Genomic DNA, 20,785 nt, shown 5'->3' with positions numbered 1-20,785 from the left:
GATGAAGATAACCATTTATGACGGGGCCGATACTATAGGCGGTACAAAAATCCACGTTGAAGACGGCAGAAATGGTATTTTCCTAGATTTTGGCATGAACTTTGCGAAATACTCAATATACTACGAGGAGTTCCTTAGGGAAAGACCTGCCCGTGGAATCTACGATCTTTGGATGCTGAACCTAATCCCCAAGCTCAACATCTACAGGGCCGACTTAATCCCCCAGGATCTAAGCGAGATCGTTAGGAGATATCCAGCCCCCCGAGTGGACGCGGTGTTGATAAGCCACGCACACCTCGATCACGTTGGCAATATAGCCTTGCTGAGGGAAAATATACCAATAGTCGCTTCGCCTACTACCCTCGTCATTCTGAAGGCCCTCCGGGACACCTCTCAAAACTCTCATATGGGAATGGAGCTCCCCTACTACAGCCCGAAAACTCCTGTGAATGGAAATCTAAACGTCCTAAAGTCGGACAGGAAGGGGGATTACATAGCGAGGGATATGGTAGTGACGGAAAAACTCAAACATGACATCGAGAAATTCATGAGGTGGAGGCCGGAGTTAGAGCTGGCGAGGAGCAACAGGGCGAGGAAGATAAGAGTCGGACAGATCGTCAGCATTGAGGAATGGGACTTCCCCTGGGAGGTAAAAGCTTACCCTGTTGACCACTCTATCTATGGAGCCGTAGGTTACGTAATCGACGGTGTCATAGCTTACACGGGAGACTTTAGGCTTCACGGGGAGCGCAGGGAACTAACGAAAAAGTTCATCAGAGAGGCCAAAAATGCGAGCGTTTTGATTACGGAGGGCACGAGGATAAACAGGGAAGACTTCAACGTCTCAGAGGATGAGGTTTATGAAAACGCCCTCGGTATAGTTGAAGAGGCAAACGGGCTCGTGGTTGCAGATTTTTCACCGAGGAACTTCGAGAGGCTGGAGACCTTCAAGAAGATCGCCAAAAAGACTGGAAGGGAGCTGGTAATAACGAGCAAAGACGCTTACTTCCTCCACGCCTTAACTCTGGCTGAAGGAGTGAACTACCTCGAGGGTGTTGGGATTTACGAAAACCTAAAGGCAGACCCTAGAAAATGGGAACTCTGGGTGTTCGAGAGGTACGGGGAGCTGAAGGTCACTCCTGAAGAGATAAAAGAGAACCTAGAAAACTACATTCTCTGCTTCTCATTCTACGACATGCCCCATCTGCTCGACATCATGCCAAGCGGTGGAGTTTACATATACTCCTCTAGCGAGGCCTTCACCGAGGAGCAGGTGTTCAGCTTCTTGAGGCTCTGGAACTGGCTCCAGCACTTCGGGTTCGAGGTTTACGGTTTCAAAGTTCTAAGAGATGGAAGGCCGGTGTTTGAGAAGGGGCTTCACGCTTCCGGACATGCTTCGAGGGAAGACCTGATCAAGGTTATTGAGGAGGTAGATCCTGACTATATAATTCCAGTTCACACGGAGAACCCTGAGTGGTTTAAAGGTGTGTTTGGGTCAGAAAGAGTTGTTATTCTGAATAACGGGGAAAGCTTTGAGATTTAGGAGGTGTTAAGATGCCGGTGCCAAGGAATATCTCCAGAGAGGATGTGATAAAGGCACTTGAAGAAGTAAAAGCGAATGGAGTTCCGAGCCAGTACAAATCAGTAACATACTTCCTTGTTTATGAGGGAAAGTATTATCCTCCAAAGTACATAATATCTTTGGCAAATAAATACGCTAACGGAGAATTTCTAAGCCCTGCAGAATTTAATACCCATGAGGCAGTGCGACATCTAAAGAGACTGGGGTTTAAGATAGTTATGAAAGAGCCCACGGGAAAGAATGTTGATACTAATATTCCCAAAACTTCTGCAGATGTGAGAACCTTAGTTGATACCATAGAATTCCCGCCAGAAAAGTTCGATATTGAAATTTACAGAGCCTTTAAAAAGTTCGCTTCTCTTATAGAGGAAAGGATTAAAGCCATAGCAGAAAAACGCTCTGAGGCAAACCATCTCTATGAAGAAAGCGAAGACACAGTTAGATACATGATGTTCTACGCCTTAACAACCACTGCTGATATTGATCCCCTCACCATTTACCTTGAATATCCACCTCAAAATATCCCACATGTAAAGTACGCAAAGATTGACACGTATATTGCTCCTGCCAATAATAGACCTGCTCTAGCGTTTGAAATGAAGTTCAAGACTAAGATCCCGAGTAAGAGGAACATTCCAAGATCTCAGGTAGCCGGTTCTGCATTCGCTGATATACTCAGGCTTGCGTTGTTCAAATCAAATGAAGTCATAAAACGGTACTTCGTATACCTAGTTGATCAAGAAATGATTAGATATTACCGCAATCCCCAAAATAAATTGATGGAATTCTTTGATCTAGAAATCAACAAAGGATTCAAGCTAACAAGGGATTACATCCTCTTTAAAAACAAGGAAAGGAAGGAGAAGCGTGCAAAGTGGCTGATTAATGAGGTTATGAAGAGTATAGGGGAGCCTCAGCACTGGCCCGAACCAATCATCATCTGCAGATTTAGGAAGGACATTGATGTCGATGGTGATAGTTTGGCAATAAGGATCTATGAAGTGGTGCCGTGAGGGAGGGATAATGTGCGAGCTTTTTGGTGTGAATGCGAACAAAGATGTCGACGTCAATTTTACCTGGAGGGGCTTTATAAGGAAGAGCGAGTATAATCCCGATGGCTGGGGCATTGGGTGGTACAGCCACCTCGCTGGAAGTAGGAACCTTTCAGTAATAAAGCAGCCAATCCCTGCATATAGAAGCAGGATAGCCCTCGCAGTTCCCACACTGAGGATAAAGGGCCAAATAGTAATAAGCCACGTGAGACTTGCAACGAGCGAGATAGGCTACCTCAACACGCATCCCTTCGTAAGGAGGATTTGGAGCGTTGGTCAGTACGATGAGTGGATATTTGCACACAATGGAGTTTTAGACGGAGTCGAAGAGTTGCCAAAACGCTTTAAGCCCTTAGGGACGACGGACTCTGAGGCGGCATTCTGCTATATAATGGAGAATTTGGAGGGGATAGGGACAATAAGGGAGCTCTTCATCAAACTACAAAGCATCTTAGACGAGCTCAGCGATTATGGGACGCTTAATGTTCTTATGAGTAACGGCAGATACCTCTTTGCCTACACGCACTACCCGGGCAAGGGCATGTGGCTACTTAGGCGTCATCCTCCCCATAGAGGCCATGCAAGGCTTCTTGATGAGGACTTTGAAGTTTCAGTGGGAGATATGAAGGCTCAGGACGAGTACGCGTACCTCGTAGCTACGAGAAGGCTCACGGATGAAAAATGGGAGAAGATGGAGAAAAATAAGCTTTACATTTTCAGGGACGGTGCTTTATTGCTTAAAGTCGGCAGGAAAATTGAGCCCATGCTCAGGAAGGATGAGATTGAAGTTCTTCGAGCGGTTCTGAATGGAGAGAGCCCCGAGATTGATAACACAGTGAAAAGGCTCGTAGATTTGAAACTCCTGAAAATTACTAGGGGAGGAGTCGCGGTGAATGATTATAGGAGGGCGATAATTAAGCTAATTGTCGAGGGATAAGGCATGGACGGTGGAGAATTAAAGGAGCTACCCCTTGGCAGGGGCTACATTCTGAGGACTAAAGGTGGAACTCTCCTAAAACGTGAGAAAAGAGTGTATCTTTTCGAGTGGCGGGAATATATGATCATTGGGAATAGAGAGTTCAGCGTGAAGACCGGAGAGTACATCGTCAGAGCTGAGAAGATCAATAAAAACACGTACATAGCCACCTTTCAATTTAGGAACTACATTGGAAAGGCAAGAATAGAGATCATAGATGGAGAGGGCAAGTTAACAGTTGAAGTTGAGGTTCTCTCGGACAAAATTGACAGGATTTACAAGGAGGGTAGCATAGTAGAAAAACACGAGAGGCTTTACAGGGCGTTAGTTGAAGATATAACAAACAAGGCGATTACGCTCCCATTTTCTATTTCCACCCCAACTGCATTCAGCGTTAAGGAGTCCGAAGAACCCGTAAATGAGCTCTTTGCATATCACTTCCTCGTGAACAATCGGGAGAGAATAATTTCAGCGTACGAGGAAATTCTAAAGCATCCACACAGAAAGTTGGTTGAAAAGGAGGAGTGGGTAAACTTCTGGGAGGTCAGCGAGGTATACGAAGGGACAGTACTTTCAATAGCGACTCATCCAGAGTATTTAGTTAAATCTTCTTCCAATATTGCAAAGCACCTGAAAGGCTACGCGCCCTTAAAAGTTAGCCAGAGAATTAAGTACGAGAGCTTCGACACCCACGAGAACAGATTCGCAAAACACTTCCTCAACGAGCTGATAACGTGGGGCGAGAGAGCAATCAGCGCTATCCTTAACTCATCTTACCTAACAAGGGAGCAGAAAGAAAAAGCGGTGTCCAACCTTAAGCCCATCCTTGAGGACTTGGAGTACTATGCGACGAGCGATATATTTGAGGATGTTGGCGAAATGGAGATGTTTCCATATACATCCCAAGTGCTCCTCAAGCGCGAGGGCTACAGGGACCTGCTCCAGCTCTGGAGGGAGTTTAATAGCTACTCACCGTTTTTTGAGGAGATGTTGAGGGCGATAAACAACAAGGATATTCCAAAGCTCTACGAGTACTGGTGCTTCTTTAAGCTTGTGGAGGAGCTTGGGGAGATACTTAGAAGTAGGGATACCAAGATTATTATTTCACCTCTTGGTGAGCTCTCAGAAGAGGGTGATGTTTACGCGGAATTTGACAATGGCTGGAGGCTTTACTACAACAAGAAGCTTACTCCCAAACCTAAAAAATGGAGCTATTCAGTATCTCTAAGGCCTGATTTCTCTCTTTTCGATGGAGACCCCAATAAGTCAGGAACAAAGTTGATTGGAATTTTTGATGCAAAATTCAAGGTTGAAACTGCTGATACAAGTAAATTTGCTGAAGAAGATAGGGAGATGGAGCAGAGGCCAGACCTTAAGACGTGGGCAAAGCTTGAAGATATATACAAGATGCACACATATAGGGATGCTCTAAGGGCTAAGTTTGCGGTGGTTCTTTATCCTGGGGAGAGGAGTGCATTCTTTAATGTTAATTTGAAGGAACATTATGGAGTGAAAGATATGAGAGATGTATTCATTGAAGATTTCCAAGGTATTGGATATTTAAAATTCCGGCCATAGGAGGTGGCAATTTATGGGAAGCTTTAACTTTGACCATCAAAAAATATCTGAGATAGAAGAAATCATTAAGAAGCTAAAAAGAGAATACCAAAAAGATTGGGAAAATAATAAAAGCAAGACGTTAGGCATATTTAGAGAAATATCCGACAAGCTTGTATCTGAGGAGAATATATCTATTGAGGAAGTTAAGGATTTAATTCGAAAGATACCCCCAACTACTAGATCACTGCTTTACTTTTCACACGCGACCGACAGCGGAAATAGGGATAAACTGTTAAGGCGCATACTTGCAGATAAAAAATTCAGAAAGTTGCTCTCCTCAATTAAAGATAAGGAAAACTTAACTCCTGAAGATATTGAAAGATTAGAGAAAGAGATAAGAGAGTTAGAAATACATGATGTTGGCTTGTCTATAATAAGCACTTGGCTAACAATTGTAAATCCTCACATATTTGTTCCTGTCTTTATAGGCACCATTCCAAAAGAATTTAATTTAATGCTAAGGAAAGTGCTCGGTTTTGAACTAAAATGGGGCCCAGGGTGGAAAAACTACGTAAATAATTACCTAAAGTTCGTTTATGTAGTAAACATCATAAAAAACAGAGTAGGAGCAGAAACTGCACTTGAAATTGTGTTTTACCTCAGCAAATTTAAGGACAACCTACATAACCAGCAAATTGAAAGAGTCTCAAAAAGCAACGACGTCAGCCATGGATCACTGAATGAATACTATTCCTCCATTGGGTATTTATACTCTCCCACAACAATTTCCCAATTCTACGTTGCTCTAAAGACTAAAGGATTTGTCATTCTCTCTGGATTAAGTGGTACGGGGAAGACAAAGATTGCCTTGGAGTTTGCTGAGTTACTAATAAATTTTCCACAACTATTAACTGCATGGGGGAGCGAGGATACTGAACAGCAATTAAAGAAAGCCCTAGAAGAAATTTCTAAAACAATAAACGATATTGGATACGCCGTTTTAGTATGGGGGCCTGCTGGCAAGACAATAAAAATTGAAACTCCTTTTATTTTATGGGTTGTCTATAAGAATCTCATCAGAGCAGGGTTCCTAGTTAACAAGGTTTACCAATTAAAAGATGTTCAAAGAGATGATAAATTAAAGGAGAGATTGCTCAGAGGTTATAGATGGACATTAGATAGCTATGGAGGAAAAGACGTCGGCCAATCATTTAATGAGGATACAACAAAGCACCTAAATAGATTTAAACATATAAAGGATGAAAATGATAGGGTTGTCTTTTTTGAAATTTCCAAAATTATCCCAGTGACTTCATTAGTTAAGGTCTCAGATACTGTAATCGAAAAAGATGATGGGAAAGTATATTCCCCTCAACAAGTCTCCCAAAGTGGATACAGCAAAATTGTCAAATTGCCTTTAGCATTGAAACGCTTAATTACAACTATATGTGGATCAATTATAGATAATTCCCTTTTCCTCTCCGTCCGTCCAGACTGGAGAGATTCCAAGCCTTTACTAGGCTACTATAATCCATTAGACGGCAAGTACTACAAAACTCCTCTCCTAGAGTTCATATTGAGGGCCAAGGAGGACTATGAGAAGAATAAGGAAAAAGCAATGCCCTACTTCATAATCCTCGACGAGATGAACTTGGCTCACGTTGAGTACTACTTTGCCGACTTCTTAAGTGTCCTCGAGAGTGGCAGAGATGAGGACGGCTTTACAAGGGAGAGCATAAAGCTCCATGATGTAGATGAAGTCGAAAAAGAGCAGGGGATACCCAAGGAGATTAAACTTCCACCAAACCTCTACATAATTGGAACGGTGAATATAGACGAGACAACTTATATGTTCAGTCCCAAGGTTCTTGACAGGGCGTTCACGATAGAATTTCACGACGTTGACCTTGAAAGCTATCCTCCAGAGGAAAGCAAGTTGTCCTGGGAAAAACGTGAACAGCTCAGGAAAACCATTCTTAACGACCTAAGGAGGAACGGAAAGTTCCTTGCATTTGACAAGAAGGATATAGGGGAAGCCATTAAAAAGCTCAAAAAAGCTGAAAACGGAAAGTACTGGGAGGCCCTCGAACAGCTGAACAGGGCCTTAGAGCCATATGATCTGCACTTTGGCTACAGGGTTGTTGATGAAATAGCATTGTTCTTTGATAATGCACAAAAAAGCAAGGGTATAGTCAGCTTTGAGAACGACGATGAAATATTCGACCTAGCAATTCTAATGAAAATCCTTCCGAAGTTCCACGGAAACAGGAAGAAACTTGAAAAGCCTTTACTGCTTCTCCTTAAGCTTGCTAAAGAAGGAGAGCTAAAAGATGAAGACGTGCACAAAACGGCCGATGAGCTATTTAAAGATATATTTGGAACTGAAAATTGGCAGGACAAAAGTAGGGCTGTCGTTAAAGAGCTCACTAACCCAGGCAACTACGTGTATCGGCACACCGCCAAGAAAGTCCTGAGAATGCTTCGCCAGCTATATGAAATAGGGTTCGCGAGCTTTAGCTAATTTCCTTTATTTCAAAATTACAATGAAGGTGAGGCCTCTCGCTCCTGCTCCCTGTCCCATCATCTTGGGATAGTCTTTGTAGGCATGAATACCGGCATGATATAGGAGGACTTTTTAGGGGCAGAAATTTTTATTGGTCTCATTGTGGATGGGGCTCGGGTTTCCGAGAACGGTAGTGCTGTGACCGGTGACGAGGTTGAGTTGTTACCGTGAATGCTTAGAATCGTCATGATGACCCACACTACAATGATGCAGTGTGAGGGAACTGCACTTCATGCCTCTCCCTAGAACTAAGAGGATAAGGGGCAATTATAGGTAAATAGAAAGGATTTTAAATGTTAGGCTGACCTAATTTTCGGTGGTGGAGATGAGGTGTTTAAAGGTTGCGTTCGGAATGGAGGATGATGAAAAGCTCATAGACGCTCACTATGGGGACTCAAATTTCTTTGCGATCTATGATGTATGCGAGGACGGCAGGTACAGGTTGCTGGAGAAGAGAATCAATAAAGCAAAGGAGGTAGAGGAGGAAGAGCATGGGGATCCCAAGAAGTTTAGGGCGATAGTTGAGCTTTTGAAGGATGTGGACGTTCTAGCGGCGTTTAGAATGGGTCCCAACTTCCTAAGGATAAGAGATCAGAGTGACAAAGTAGCATTCTTCACGAGAACTAGGGATCTAAAGGTTGCACTTCAAAGGGTCATTGAGAACTTTGATGAGCTGTGGAGACAAGTTCAGGAGAAAAAGACTCTTCAATAATTTAAAGCTTGGAGATGCAACATCTTAATAATTTTGTCCAATATCGGGTCTGTTCTCTCACCACGCCTCCTCTGTAGGTTGAATGCCTCGCCCTTTAGGGCGGGGAGGAAAGCCCGCTATATTCAATTTTTTATTCCCTTAGAGGGCACCTCTGGCCGTGCCCAATGACACCAACCTGTCCGATGAAGCACGGGTGACCGTGTGGAGGATGTTTCCCGTGGGAACCCCATAAAGGAAGGGAGTCAGATACTCTCTCAAAAATCTTCTCTATGTGAGCTTTTCGGTGGAATTTTCCATGTTCCTCATGGAAACTTAATGTTCTTGGATCCCCAGGGAAAGTCTCTATCCGAACTCAAGACTTGAGATCTACTACAGGAATGCCCTGAGGAAAGGAAGCCAATTTCTTAGCTGAGGATCAAAGATGCCGCCCTAATCCAAGTGCCCTACGCCAATGAGCGTAATGAAAAGTCTCAAAACCTGGGACTTTGAAGGCGAGCTGGGGAAGAGCATAGGGGCTAGAAAACTAAACCTCAATAACGGTTCCAGTTCTAACATCAACGAACTTCTCCCCGTACCTCCTCTTTACGTACTCCTTCGCTACATCCCCAGAGCAGTGGGCTGGAGCTATTAATTCTGTCATCTTAGCTAAGTTGTCTATCCTCCATAGGGGCGGCGAGTGAAAGCCTCCTATAACTAGGCAAGCCTTTTTGTAACCGCTGGCATCGAGAACGGCTTTAGTTAGCCTATCCACTCCAGGATGACTGCATCCTACTATAACTACTAAGCCTGAGCTCGTCTCAATTCCAATAGCATGCTCGAAATTGTCGAGGATCCCAGAGGTGTAAACTCTCTTTTCTATCTCTCCTGGACTTGTAACCGGGATCGGATCAAAGCCCCATCTCATGGCCATCGCCATTCCCTCGAGGGGAGCGTAGAGCTTTAACCCAGGATTCAATTCCGCAATATAAGGGAAACCTCCATAGTGATCGTAGTGCCAGTGGCTCAGCACGGCGAACTTCAATCCTTTAAGCTCAACTCCTAAGGCCTTTGAGTTGTACGCTAGGACTAGGGGATTCGTGTCGGCATCGAACAGAATTCTACCCACTAGAATGCTCCATCCCCAGTCATTCTTCAACCCTTTGGAGGGAACGTTGTCGTTGAGGACTATGAGTTTCATGAACCAATATAGGGGCCTTGAACTTTTAAGCTTGAGGAGAAAATTTATAAGCAACTCACCAACTCAAGCATGCGGGGGATTAATAATGGTGAGGCTCAAGGCGATCATCGTTAAGGATAGGGATGGCGAGGAGTTCCTTAGGTGTCCAAGGTGTGGGATGGTATTCAAGAGGAGAAAGGACTACATAAAGCACGTTAACAAGGCCCACGGCTGGCTCTTTGGCAGGGGCAAGCCAAAAGGCAAGAGGCTCAAGAAGAAGTACGCCAAGCTCTCCCAGTGATTTTAATTTTTAATGATGAAACAGCCAGGACCCTGATGGGATGATGAATGGTGGGCTTAGCTGATGTCTCTGTTGCCGTCCTCTATTCTGGCGGCAAGGATTCTAATTATGCCTTGTATTGGGCTGTTAAAAGCGGATTAAATGTCAGGTTCTTGGTTTCGATGGTGAGCGAGAACGAGGAAAGCTATATGTACCACACTCCAAACATAAACCTCACTGACCTGCAGGCCAGGGCCCTTGGAATTCCTCTCGTGAAGGGGTTCACCACGGGAGAGAAAGAGAAGGAAGTTGAGGATCTAAAGAGAGTCCTCGAAGGACTTAAAATTGAAGGAGTCGTTGCCGGAGCCCTTGCAAGCAGGTACCAAAGAGAGAGGATAGAGAGGATAGCCAATGAACTCGAGCTTAAGGTCTATGTTCCAGCTTGGGGTAGGGAGCCTGAAGAATACATGAGAGAGCTCGTGAAACTCGGCTTTAAATTCATGTTCGTTGGGGTTTCAGCTTATGGCTTAACCCAGGAGTGGCTCGGGAGAGTAGTAGATGATGCCGTAATAGATGAGCTCGTAAAGTTGAGGGATAAATACAACGTTCACGTGGCAGGAGAGGGTGGTGAGTTCGAGACTTTCGTTCTTGATATGCCCCTATTTAAGTATAGGATAGTTGTTGATGAAGCTGAGAGAATTTGGGATGGTCTCTCCGGGAAATTAGTGATAAAGAAGGCCCACCTTGAGCCTAAATAAAACAATTTACTTACTACAAAAATAATTTAAGTTAAGAAGTCTAGTTATGACCGGTGAAGTGAATGAAGAAGAACTTACTTATCTTAACTTTCATTATCTTCGCTGTAATTTCTCCAGTTCGGGCAATGTTTCTTATAAGCGAGGTCTATTCTGGGGATAGAGTTGCAGTTATCGGAGTTTATACGGACGAATACTGCAATGTCCAGCGGGGTTGTGCACCTTCCGGGTATCCAACCTATGTGTTTTATAATGGGAGTGGATTTAAGCTTGCTCCTCCCTGGTTTGGGAGTTATTCCATTCTCGGCACTATCAACGATAGCTTGATCCTCCAAAGGAGCGCAGAAAGATATGAAATAGTATTGTATAACCCCTTTAATGGTTCAATTAAGAGATTGTACACTAAGAAACCCCGAGAAGGTGAAATTATCTGGGGTCTAGCGTTTATTAATGGTAGCATTTACGTTTCAGTTCGTGAGGATTATAGAGAAGCTCATCTGTGTAGGATTTCTTTAAATGGTAGTCCTACCTTCCTGGGAAAAGTTAAAGGCCTTGTGGACGGAATCGCCTTCAGAGACTATATATTTATTAGGACAAAGCCAGTGTCAAAGCACTACTATTATCACTACTACATTTTGCTAAACGATAGCGCTCGGTGGCTTGCAAGTGGTAACATCTGGCTCGATTATTTTAACGGTACCCTCCTTATTATAAGGTGGGGAAACTACACGATTAACAGAACACTGTTGAGCATGTTTAAGCTAAAGCTCATTGAAACCAAAAGCTTTTCAATGTCTCTGGGCTGGAACGGGACGTGGTACATCTACCATAACACGAGCCTAGCCCTTACAGATGCCCTCTATTCTGGAGAACCAATTCCACTGTACTCGGAGAACGGATCTTTTCTTGGTCATTACTACCTGTCATCCCCCGGAGAGGGTTTTTCGTACATAGCAACCCGGGAAAATCCCATAAAGCTTGAAGGCCTTACATGGTACGTGGATCCATATACTGGGGAGTGGCTCTTTCTATCTGGATATGAGAGCTTTGGATGGCCCGTTGCTTTCACTGACAGTAGCTTGTACCTCTATGCAGGAGGAGATTTATACATATGGAACCTAAGTGACGGTGGCAAGAGAGTCGTTAGGATAAGTAAGGAGAACCTTCCCTTAAAGATAGTTTCTTCGAAAGATTTCGTGTTACTCTACTTTGGGAGGATGTATTCAAATGGTGGTTCTTTTAACGCTCTCTACGCGTACAATGGCACGGTTATAGATTTGGTTCCAAAGTTACGCTCCCTCTTCCCTAACCCACCAGAAAAGGTTGTTGAAGTGGTGCACTCCCTCTCAAACGGGACATCTGTACTGATTTATGTGAAAGAACCAGAAAGTGAGCCTTGGGAGTGTGGCCACCTTTATGAATTCAACGGCACCTTTAGGTACATTGGAAGGTACTATCCCCTTTCCTGGGCCGGGATCTGGATCGTTGAAGATGACAAAGGTCTCTTGTACACCTTTAACGGTAGTTGCATAAAACCACTGAACATTACCGGTGAGGTCGCTGGGAGCTATATACTTTCGGGAAAGTTCAGAGAGAACAGAACATTGTACGTTTATAAGGAGGGGGTTAAGAAAATAGCGACGTTTCCCCCCGGATCTCATATCACTAGTGCATCTTCAGGTGTTCTAGTGGTTACCGAGAATGAGAGCTATATAGTTCAGGAGTTTAATGTTTACAGGATTCCACTTAAGCTCGATTTAAGGAGTGATGTGTCCGTCAATTGTTTCAAACGAAGGTGTCTCATCGCGTATGTCAGGAAGAGCGATCGCAGTAGGAAGGGTGAGTCTAACCTGCCCGAATTCACCTCTACGCTGTACATCTTAAATGATGAATTTAAGAAGGTGGGAGAGTTCAAAGGGATGGCAAGGGTGCTCGGTCATTCAAGTTCCGGATGGGTGATTAAAGTTGATCACTGGAGGGAACCATCTAGTTTTTACCTCTATAATGGGGAGTTTAAGGAAATTTTGAGAACTGAAATGTACAGAACGGAGGCCTTCCTTATAGGGGATTATCTTATTCTCTCAAATCAAAGCTTTGAAACGTACCCAAGACAATTTGTGTATAGGGTTAACAATGGAACGCTTGAATTCTTAGGAATTTACCCTTCTGAGGGAACTTCCTACCTTGCTTGGAATGGCACCTTGATAATAGGAGGCGAGGGATCCTTCTGGGATGTTATTGCCAACAAGAGCTTCCAGGTAAATGGTACTGTTGAGGGCATCCTTCCGTGGAGGGGAGGAGTTCTAGTACAAACTGATTATCCGATTTACATCTACAATTACAAAAACGGAGAGATCATTCAGTACATCCCGCCCGAAAGCCCCCGGGAAGGAGGGGTTAAAGAGTGCTCGAAAGAAAATCCGAACAAATATCAGCCTCCCAAAACAACCTCATCTCAAATTGAACCGAAAACTCCTCTAAGAAACACTCCTCGGGGCTTAGACTTCATGGTTGTCCTTGTCCTTGCCATTATTGTGATAATCCTGGGGAGGAGGAAATAAATATTTATCCACTAGTAGATCCCAGGGACAATGAGGGGCAAAGTCAGGGATATTAGTGAGGATGGCCTTGGTGTGCTTGGGAACATTCTATTACCCTTTGCGTATCCTGGGGACGTCGTGGAGGTAGTGAAGACCAGAAATAAGCTCGGAAAAGAAATTGGGGAGTTTATTCTTCTTGACCCTTCTCCTCTTAGAGGAAAACCCAAATGCATGCACTTTGGAAGGTGTGGCGGTTGCCTGTGGCAAGGATTAAAATACAGGGAGCAACTAAAGCTCAAGACTGGGCTGTTTGAAAAATTGACTAATATAAGCGCCGAGATAAAGCCCTCTCCCAAGATATATGGCTTCAGGAACATTACAAATCTGATAGTCACGGTGAACGGAATTGGCATGAAGGAGTTTGCGAGGCCGAAGACGGTAGTTCCCTTAAGGGAATGTCCCGTATTCTCCCGGAACTTTCCAATTTATGTAGAAGCGATAAAGGAATTCCTCAGAAAATCTAAGCTTAGGCCATGGAACTGGAAGGGAGGGGAAGTGCACTACGTCCAGATAAGGGAAATGAAGTTTACTGGAGAAGTCATGGTAAATGTGATAGCCCACGTTGAGCCAATCAAAAAGGTAAAGGAGATTCTCCTAGAGACCTTTGATTTCGCGGACTCAATCTACTGGAGCGTTAAAAGGGACAAGAGAGATGACCCCAGGGGAACTCCGATCCATATTCACGGTGAAGAGCTCGTTAAGGAGCTTGTTGAGGGTGTATACTACTTTATTCATCCCTCTTCCTTCTTCCAGACCAACAGCTATGCTCTACCACTACTTTTGGAAGCGGTTAAGGAGTACGTTGAGGGGGAGAACGTTCTAGACCTGTACTCCGGCATAGGAACTTTCTCCTTGTACTTGGCGAGTGAAGGGTTCAAAGTCAAAGGAGTTGAGATTAACGAATCTTCAGTTTCTGTCGCCAGGAAGAGCGCTGAATTCAACTCTCTAGATGTTGAGTTTGAAGTTCGGAATGCGGAAGAAGCAGATTTGTCTGGTTATGATACCATAATAGTCGATCCACCCCGGAAGGGTCTCGGAAGGTTTGCAGGGAGGATAGCTAGGGAAGGTCCAGAAACACTAATTTACGTCTCCTGCAACCCTAGAAGGTTCATCCTTGACTATAGGAACTATCTTGGCAAGGCATACGAAATCGAGGAGGCAACTCTAATCGACATGTTCCCACATACTCCTCACGTTGAGGCCGTGATAAAGCTTTTTAAGCGTTAAGATATTGGTTTAAACATGCAAAAGCTAATAATTTTACTACTCATAAGCCTGGGCTGGATATTCAATTACTCTCACAGAATGGCTGTTCCTTCCCTTGCGCCTCTGATAAGAGAAGATCTTCACATCACGAATGCTGAGATAGGCCTGTTAATGACATCCTTACTCCTACCGTACGCGTTAATTCAGGTCCCCGCGGGATATATTGGAGATAAAATTGGAAGGAAGAAGTTGCTCATCCTCAGCATACTTGGTTATTCCATATCGTCGGCATTCATAGTTCTCACGAGGGATTATTGGGATATGCTCATCGTTAGATTCATTTATGGCGTGTTCGCCGGCCTTTATTATGCACCCGCAACGGCCCTAATAAGCGAGGCCTTTAAGGAAAGGAAGGGATCAGCCTTAGGATTCTTCATGATTGGTCCCGCAATAGGAACCGGAATTACTCCCCTAATAGTCGTTCCAATAGCCCTAACCTTTAACTGGAGGCTTTCGTTCTTGGTTCTCTCACTTCTGAGCTCCATTGTAGCGGTCTTGCTTGCCTTTGCCGTAAGAGGAGAGGTTTCTAAGCCCGAAGTTGCGAGGTTTTCAATCCCGAGAACTGTCTTCCTATTAAGCCTAGCAAATTTCCTGGGCCTTGGAGCATTCTTTGCTCTCCTCACATTCTTGGTCTCATACTTGGTCTCCCAGGGAGCAAGCCTTGAGAAAGCCTCCGCGATGTTCTCCATGCTTTCAATGGTAGGAATTTTAGGATCTATTTCAGCCGGCTTCCTTTATGATAGGATAGGGAAAGTTAGCGTTTCCTTAGCGTTTATTATGAATGCCCTCTTTACATTTCTCATACTTATCTGGCCGAATCCCATCCTTCTAATACCTCTTGGCTTTTTCCTTTACTCGGTTGGAGGAATAATAACCGCATACACATCAGAGAAGGCTGGAAAGGAAAACTTGGGGGTTGTCATGGGGTTCGTGAACATGGTTGGGTTCTTTGGAGCCACACTTGGTCCCTACGTTGTCGGAAGGCTCATAGATATTACCGGTTACAGGAAGGCCCTTCTACTTATTCCTCTAGCGTACCTAACTTCCGCCCTCCTGATATTCTTGGACATGGGCCATCGTCATAGGCAGCCATCATCCCTTCGACCCGGGCTCTCTGAGGGCCCATTCGAAGTCTGAAAGATCGAAGGCTAAGAAACCTCTTTCCCTGAGCTTCTCCTTTCCCTTTATTTCTTTTCCGATTATTCCATAAAACTTTTTCCCTTTAACGTTCACCCTCTCGCTCTTTTCAATTAGCTCTTTTAATATTTTCATTGTCCCTCTATAGTTAAGGGTCTTCCATTTAACCTCAAAGAATGCCGAATCTCCAGTTAAACTGTTAATTGCAACTATATCAATTTCCTTTTCCTTATCCCACCATCTTCCTATCTTAGTGAACCTGAAGGGCAACTTTCTTCCATTTATCCTTATCAGGAACTCCCTGCACACCCTCTCAAAGACTTCGCCGAGGTACTTGTTGAAATCCTCTTGGATGTCTGAGAACGTTATTGCCCCTATTTCAATATCATCCTTATATGGATAGACGAAGCGAAGCCAGAACCTGTAGTAAAAGTCCTTAACCCTGTATATTCCAAACCTCCTCCTCTCCCTTACCGTTACTGGAAACTCCTTGTATATTAGGTCGAGAGTCTCGAGAACTTTTAGGTACTTTGGAAGGTTCGTTACTGCAACTTTTACCTCATTTGCAATCTCTGTTAGCTTAGTTTTTCCATCGTTTATTGCTTTCAGGATGTTAAGGTACGTCACTGGCTCCCTGAGCTCGTCCTTGAGCAGTCTTTCAGCGTCCTCATAGAGAATGCTGACTTTGTTGTAGAAGTTCCTCTCTATGTTCTCCTCAACCGGTAGTGAGTCGTCGAAGTACTGGAGATACGCGGGAATACCATCTATCACACCATAAACTTTCACGAGATCCTCCCACGAATACTTAGGAAATGCCTCTCTGAGGTGAAAGAAGCTTAGAGGAGATAGTTTCATTTGAGCCGTCCTTCTCCCATACAGGGGATTTTTATAGCTGAGAAGGCTTTCCATTGTGGAGATTGATGACCCCAGGAGTATTAGCATTACTTCTGAATCTTTCAATATTTCATCCCAGATATACTGGAAGAGTAAGGGGATTGATTTGTCTTCCTCAACCCAATATGGAAACTCGTCAATCACGACAACTATCTTCCCAAACTTCTTTAGCTCCTCAAAGAAATTCTCCAAACTTTCAGCCTCTATGAACACGTTGAACTTCCTGTTGAAGCTCTTTATTAGCCTGCTGATTTCAAGTTCCATCGGCTCCTTCCGTGCGAGAAAGTAGAAGCTTTTCTTGTCCTTTATGAACTGTTTCACTAGTTCCGTCTTTCCTATTCTCCTCCTTCCGTAGATCAGAATTAGATGAGCCCTTCTTTCCTTGTATCTCTTTTCCAGCTCTTCCAGCTCAAACTCTCTGTCGATAAATTTTAATATCATGATATTAAATATCACATTATTAAACTTAAATCTTCTCATCAAAGCTTATTAATCCCAAAGCTTAACGTTCAGATGGTGGTTTTCATGGAAGACCCCTATCTTTGGATGGAGAACTTGCAAGATGAAAGGGTTCTAAAGTTGATTGAGGAGGAAAACAGAAGGTTCAGGAAGTTCGTGGGAGAGCTGAGCGATGAGCTATTCTCGGAAGTCTGGGAGTACTTCTCGATACCTACCGTGGGTTCTGCAAGGATAACTAAGAGGGGAGTAATAGTCTCAACGAGAGAAAAGGACAGACAGGTCATAAGGTGGCTTAACGGTGAGGTTATAGTTGACTCCAAGGAGCTGGAGAAAGAAATCGGCGATGAGGTTCTCCTGCAGGGCTTCACTACCGATAGGGAAGGCAAGAGGCTAGCGTACAGCTTCTCAATCGGAGGGGCCGACGAGGGAACGACTAGGATAATCGACCTCGAAACCGGGGAGGTAATAGAGGAGATAACGCCCTCAGCATGGAACATAGTGTTCCTGGGAAATGGCTACTACTTCGCCCGCTTTTACAGAAAGGAGAAGACTCCCGACGGTATAAATCCTCCAGCTGAGAGGTTATTCTGGAAGGACGAAGAAGGAGAGAAGATGGTATTCGGTGAGGGCCTTGGCTCTGGCTACTTTATGGAACTCTCAAAGAGCTCAGATGAAAAGTACGCAATGCTTACTGTCACATATGGATGGAATAAAGCTGAAATATACCTTGGACCAATTGACAAGCCCGAAGAGTGGAAGAAGGTTTATTCAGCGGAGGTTCCGGCGGAGCCCATAGATGTAGTTGATGGGAAGCTCTTCATCCTGACTAAAGAGGGGAAGGGCCTCGGGAAGATCATCGCATTAAAGGATGGTCAGGTGGAGGAAGTAGTTCCAGAAGGCCAGTTCCCCCTTGAGTGGGCGGTCATCGTTAGGGATAAAATAGTAGCGGGGAGGCTCGTTCACGCGAGTCACAGGATTGAAGTCTATACCTTGAATGGCAAGAAGGTGAGGGAGTTCACTTTTGACTTCCCTGGGAGCGTTTATCCGTTAGATAAGGACAATGAAAGGGTCATCTTGAGGTACGAGAGCTTCACAGTTCCCTACAGGATATATGAGCTGAAGGATGAGCTAAGGTTAATCGATGAAAAAAGGATCGAGGGTAACTTCAAGGTTGAGGAGGACTTTGCCATATCCAAGGACGGAACGAGGGTTCACTACTTCATCGTGAAGGGGGAGAAAGAGGAGAAGAAAGCCTGGGTCTTTGGCTACGGTGGCTTCAACATCTCTCTAACACCAAGGTTCTTCCCCCAGGTAATCCCGTTCATAAAGCGCGGTGGAGTTTTCGCGATGGCCAATTTAAGAGGAGGAAGTGAGTACGGAGAGGAGTGGCATCGTTCGGGAATGAGGGAGAACAAGCAGAACGTCTTTGACGACTTCATTGCCGTTCTGAGCAAACTTAAGGCCGAAGGCTATAAGGTTGTAGCTTGGGGGAGGAGTAACGGAGGCCTTTTGGTTGCAGCAACGCTCGTTCAGAGGCCAGACGTTATGGACGCTGCCCTAATTGGTTATCCAGTGATTGACATGCTGAGGTTCCACAAGCTGTACATAGGAAGCGTCTGGATTCCAGAATACGGTAATCCCGACGATCCTAAGGACAGGGAGTTTCTGCTGAAGTACTCGCCCTACCACAACGTCAAGCCCCAATGGTACCCTCCAATCCTCATCTACACGGGCTTGCACGATGACAGGGTTCATCCTGCTCACGCATTGAAGTTCTTCATGAAGCTCAAGGAAGTGAATGCCCCGGTATACCTAAGGGTCGAAACCAAGAGTGGCCACATGGGTGCTTCACCAGAAACGAGGGCAAGGGAGCTCACCGATTTGCTTGCATTTGTAATGAGAGCACTTCAGTAGATGAATCCAAAGAGGAAGAGTGGTACCCTTCCTTTACCTGCAATAAGACCATCAACGGCTACATAATCTGGCCTTTGATATCTGCTTTTTCCTTTTCCTCCAACCTCTATTGTCCAGTTTTTAACTTTAAAGTCAGAAGTCTTCTCTCCCCTGTTTCCCTTAAGGTAGCAAATATCATACCTCCATATTACGTGGTTCACGAAGAATTCCTCCCTTAAAGCTCCGACATCTACACTGAATCCCTTTCTCTCAAAGAACTTCCTAAGGGGGACTGTTAAATATAACTTTGGCTCTTTTCTTATACTTTCACATGCGATAACCTGATGCACTAAACCTGCCTTTGATAAGTCTTCAACTAGTCTAATTGCCGCACCTTTTGATATTTCAAGTTCTCTAGCTATCTTTGAATAGTTAACTTCGAATGGGGCTGATTTTGATATCAACACGAGGAGCTTGAATGCATCAGTCTCATATTTAACATCCACCTCCCTTAGACTTGCCATGTCTTCCAGTATAACTTTCCTGAGGGAGTTTTCAAGGGCTTCATAAAAACCTCCTTCCGGATATAGAACTCCGCCCTTTTCCATGTACTCCATCCAGTACTTGTGAAGTCCTCCATATTGGTTCATTAACCTGAACGCTTTATCTAGGATATCCTCGATACTGATCACAGGTAAATTGTAGCCTTTCTTTATGTTCAACCACTCACGGAACGATGCGGGAGGTAGCTCTTTGAGGACTACTCTACGGGATAGATCTGTCCCACAATGTACAATATCGATTGCTGAGGATCCTGAGAATATCACCCTTACTTCGTGCTCGTCATACAGTGTTTTTAAGTCTTGAGCCCATTCAGGCTTCCTGTGAATCTCATCTATGAAAATATTTTTGTACCCAATTTCAGCAAGCGTCTTAACGACTTCATAAATTGAAAAGGGTTTAAGAAGTGTTGAATCGGCTGAGAAATAAATACTATCCTCAGTCTCCCTTGCAAGTTGGAGCAGGAGAACAGTTTTTCCAACGCCTCTTATTCCCTTAATTCCAACATAATACTCTTCATTAATTTTCTTTATTTCCTGGAATAAGAATCGTTTCTTTTTGAACTTCTCTGCTCATGCCATTAGCCTCTTACTCGTTGAAATAAGCGAGGTTATTATTCTCTCTTCTATACATACAATATTGTGCCTCAACCTTTATAAATATTGTTCACATGCATGAACGATATGTATGCATTTCGTTCATATGCATGAACAATGTCACTTCCTCTTAAACTCTGAAAGTAATTCTTTCACGGCCTTTACGAGTTCTTCTAAAGTTGCCTTGTCGTGAGAAATGCCTATTGTTACCTTCATATCGGTTGTCGCGAAAGATACATAGATCGTATTCCCCTTGCTGTGAGCGAAGAATTGCTCAACGGTTTCCTCCCCCGCATCAACCTCCTCATCTGCCCCACCTATTACTTCGGGGTCTCCCTCGAATATCATCGGCTTTGGCTCCATCCTCATCACACCCTGCTTGGGTCGTGGGCTTTTAAACTTAAGCCCTTTGGTTAAATTTAAAAACATCCCCCTTAATGCCTAAAGCGAGGTGGAGAGAATGAAGCCAATGTACAGGTCAAGGTCATGGAGGAGGAAGTACGTCAGGACCCCAGGGGGGAGGGTTGTAATACACTTCGAGAGAAGGAAGCCTAAGATCGCTCACTGTGCTATTTGCGGCAGACCTCTCAATGGAATACCAAGGGGCAGGCCTGTTGAGATGAGGAAACTACCGAAGACCAAGAAGAGGCCAGAGAGGCCCTACCCATACCTCTGTCCCAAGTGTATGCGCAGGGTGATGAAGGAACAAATTAGATCTCAGCTCGGAGCTTGAAGGGGTGCCC

The 20,785-nt window shown here is 44.3% G+C and carries 17 protein-coding genes; 13 read left to right on the top strand and 4 right to left on the bottom strand.

Translation table 11 applies throughout. The features are described from left to right. The first annotated feature begins 1 nt into the window (after window position 1). The 6 genes from P8X24_RS07665 (at window position 2) to P8X24_RS07640 (ending at window position 8,445) form a co-directional block, all read left to right on the top strand. Window positions 2–1,543 (top strand): MBL fold metallo-hydrolase, encoded by a 1,542-nt coding sequence (locus P8X24_RS07665; RefSeq protein ID WP_372915056.1) that lies wholly within the window; start codon window positions 2–4, stop codon window positions 1,541–1,543. Between the two features lie 11 nt (window positions 1,544–1,554). Continuing rightward, window positions 1,555–2,595, top strand: coding sequence for a hypothetical protein (locus P8X24_RS07660; protein ID WP_372915054.1), 1,041 nt, complete (start codon window positions 1,555–1,557; stop codon window positions 2,593–2,595). A 10-nt stretch (window positions 2,596–2,605) separates the two neighbouring features. Next, the gene (locus P8X24_RS07655; protein WP_372915052.1) at window positions 2,606–3,571 is read left to right on the top strand and encodes a class II glutamine amidotransferase; all 966 of its coding nucleotides are present in this window, start codon (window positions 2,606–2,608) and stop codon (window positions 3,569–3,571) included. A 3-nt stretch (window positions 3,572–3,574) separates the two neighbouring features. Next, on the top strand, window positions 3,575–5,188 hold the full coding sequence (locus P8X24_RS07650) for a DUF2357 domain-containing protein (RefSeq protein ID WP_372915050.1): 1,614 nt from the start codon (window positions 3,575–3,577) through the stop codon (window positions 5,186–5,188). Window positions 5,189–5,201: 13 nt separating this feature from the next. Next, window positions 5,202–7,691, top strand: coding sequence for an McrB family protein (locus P8X24_RS07645; protein ID WP_372915048.1), 2,490 nt, complete (start codon window positions 5,202–5,204; stop codon window positions 7,689–7,691). A gap of 367 nt (window positions 7,692–8,058) precedes the next feature. Next, window positions 8,059–8,445 (top strand): NifB/NifX family molybdenum-iron cluster-binding protein, encoded by a 387-nt coding sequence (locus P8X24_RS07640; RefSeq protein ID WP_372915347.1) that lies wholly within the window; start codon window positions 8,059–8,061, stop codon window positions 8,443–8,445. Between the two features lie 523 nt (window positions 8,446–8,968). Here P8X24_RS07640 and P8X24_RS07635 read toward each other — a convergent pair. Continuing rightward, a complete protein-coding gene (locus P8X24_RS07635) occupies window positions 8,969–9,622 on the bottom strand; it encodes an MBL fold metallo-hydrolase (protein WP_372915046.1) in 654 nt (217 codons plus the stop codon). Between the two features lie 85 nt (window positions 9,623–9,707). Between P8X24_RS07635 and P8X24_RS07630 the strand changes: the two genes are divergently transcribed. The 5 genes from P8X24_RS07630 (at window position 9,708) to P8X24_RS07610 (ending at window position 15,639) form a co-directional block, all read left to right on the top strand. Then, window positions 9,708–9,902, top strand: coding sequence for a C2H2-type zinc finger protein (locus P8X24_RS07630; RefSeq protein ID WP_068324533.1), 195 nt, complete (start codon window positions 9,708–9,710; stop codon window positions 9,900–9,902). A gap of 47 nt (window positions 9,903–9,949) precedes the next feature. After that, complete coding sequence (locus P8X24_RS07625) at window positions 9,950–10,639, top strand: diphthine--ammonia ligase (RefSeq protein WP_372915044.1); 690 nt, start codon at window positions 9,950–9,952, stop codon at window positions 10,637–10,639. Window positions 10,640–10,701: 62 nt separating this feature from the next. Further along, window positions 10,702–13,197, top strand: coding sequence for a hypothetical protein (locus P8X24_RS07620; protein ID WP_372915042.1), 2,496 nt, complete (start codon window positions 10,702–10,704; stop codon window positions 13,195–13,197). A 30-nt stretch (window positions 13,198–13,227) separates the two neighbouring features. Continuing rightward, window positions 13,228–14,463 (top strand): 23S rRNA (uracil(1939)-C(5))-methyltransferase RlmD, encoded by a 1,236-nt coding sequence (gene rlmD, locus P8X24_RS07615; protein WP_372915040.1) that lies wholly within the window; start codon window positions 13,228–13,230, stop codon window positions 14,461–14,463. Window positions 14,464–14,478: 15 nt separating this feature from the next. Then, window positions 14,479–15,639 carry an MFS transporter gene (locus tag P8X24_RS07610; RefSeq protein ID WP_372915038.1) on the top strand — a complete coding sequence of 387 codons (1,161 nt, stop codon included), beginning with the start codon at window positions 14,479–14,481 and terminating at the stop codon, window positions 15,637–15,639. Here P8X24_RS07610 and P8X24_RS07605 read toward each other — a convergent pair. After that, window positions 15,595–16,974 carry an ATP-binding protein gene (locus P8X24_RS07605; RefSeq protein ID WP_372915036.1) on the bottom strand — a complete coding sequence of 460 codons (1,380 nt, stop codon included), beginning with the start codon at window positions 16,972–16,974 and terminating at the stop codon, window positions 15,595–15,597. The genes P8X24_RS07610 and P8X24_RS07605 overlap by 45 nt on opposite strands. 84 nt (window positions 16,975–17,058) lie before the next feature. Here P8X24_RS07605 and P8X24_RS07600 point away from each other — a divergent pair, with 84 nt between their 5' ends. Further along, on the top strand, window positions 17,059–18,906 hold the full coding sequence (locus P8X24_RS07600; RefSeq protein ID WP_372915345.1) for a prolyl oligopeptidase family serine peptidase: 1,848 nt from the start codon (window positions 17,059–17,061) through the stop codon (window positions 18,904–18,906). Here P8X24_RS07600 and P8X24_RS07595 read toward each other — a convergent pair. After that, complete coding sequence (locus tag P8X24_RS07595) at window positions 18,900–19,946, bottom strand: ATP-binding protein (protein WP_372915344.1); 1,047 nt, start codon at window positions 19,944–19,946, stop codon at window positions 18,900–18,902. The two genes, P8X24_RS07600 and P8X24_RS07595, sit on opposite strands and share 7 nt — an antisense overlap. Window positions 19,947–20,162: 216 nt before the next feature. Next, on the bottom strand, window positions 20,163–20,405 hold the full coding sequence (locus P8X24_RS07590; RefSeq protein ID WP_372915342.1) for a hypothetical protein: 243 nt from the start codon (window positions 20,403–20,405) through the stop codon (window positions 20,163–20,165). 97 nt (window positions 20,406–20,502) lie between these two features. Between P8X24_RS07590 and P8X24_RS07585 the strand changes: the two genes are divergently transcribed. Beyond that, on the top strand, window positions 20,503–20,775 hold the full coding sequence (locus P8X24_RS07585; protein WP_372915034.1) for a 50S ribosomal protein L34e: 273 nt from the start codon (window positions 20,503–20,505) through the stop codon (window positions 20,773–20,775). Window positions 20,776–20,785: the final 10 nt, after the last annotated feature.

It is taken from the genome of Pyrococcus kukulkanii (assembly GCF_041647995.1).
Taxonomy (GTDB): domain Archaea; phylum Methanobacteriota_B; class Thermococci; order Thermococcales; family Thermococcaceae; genus Pyrococcus.
Note: the sequence above shows the minus strand (reverse complement) of the source record. Positions and strands in the feature narration are given on the sequence as shown.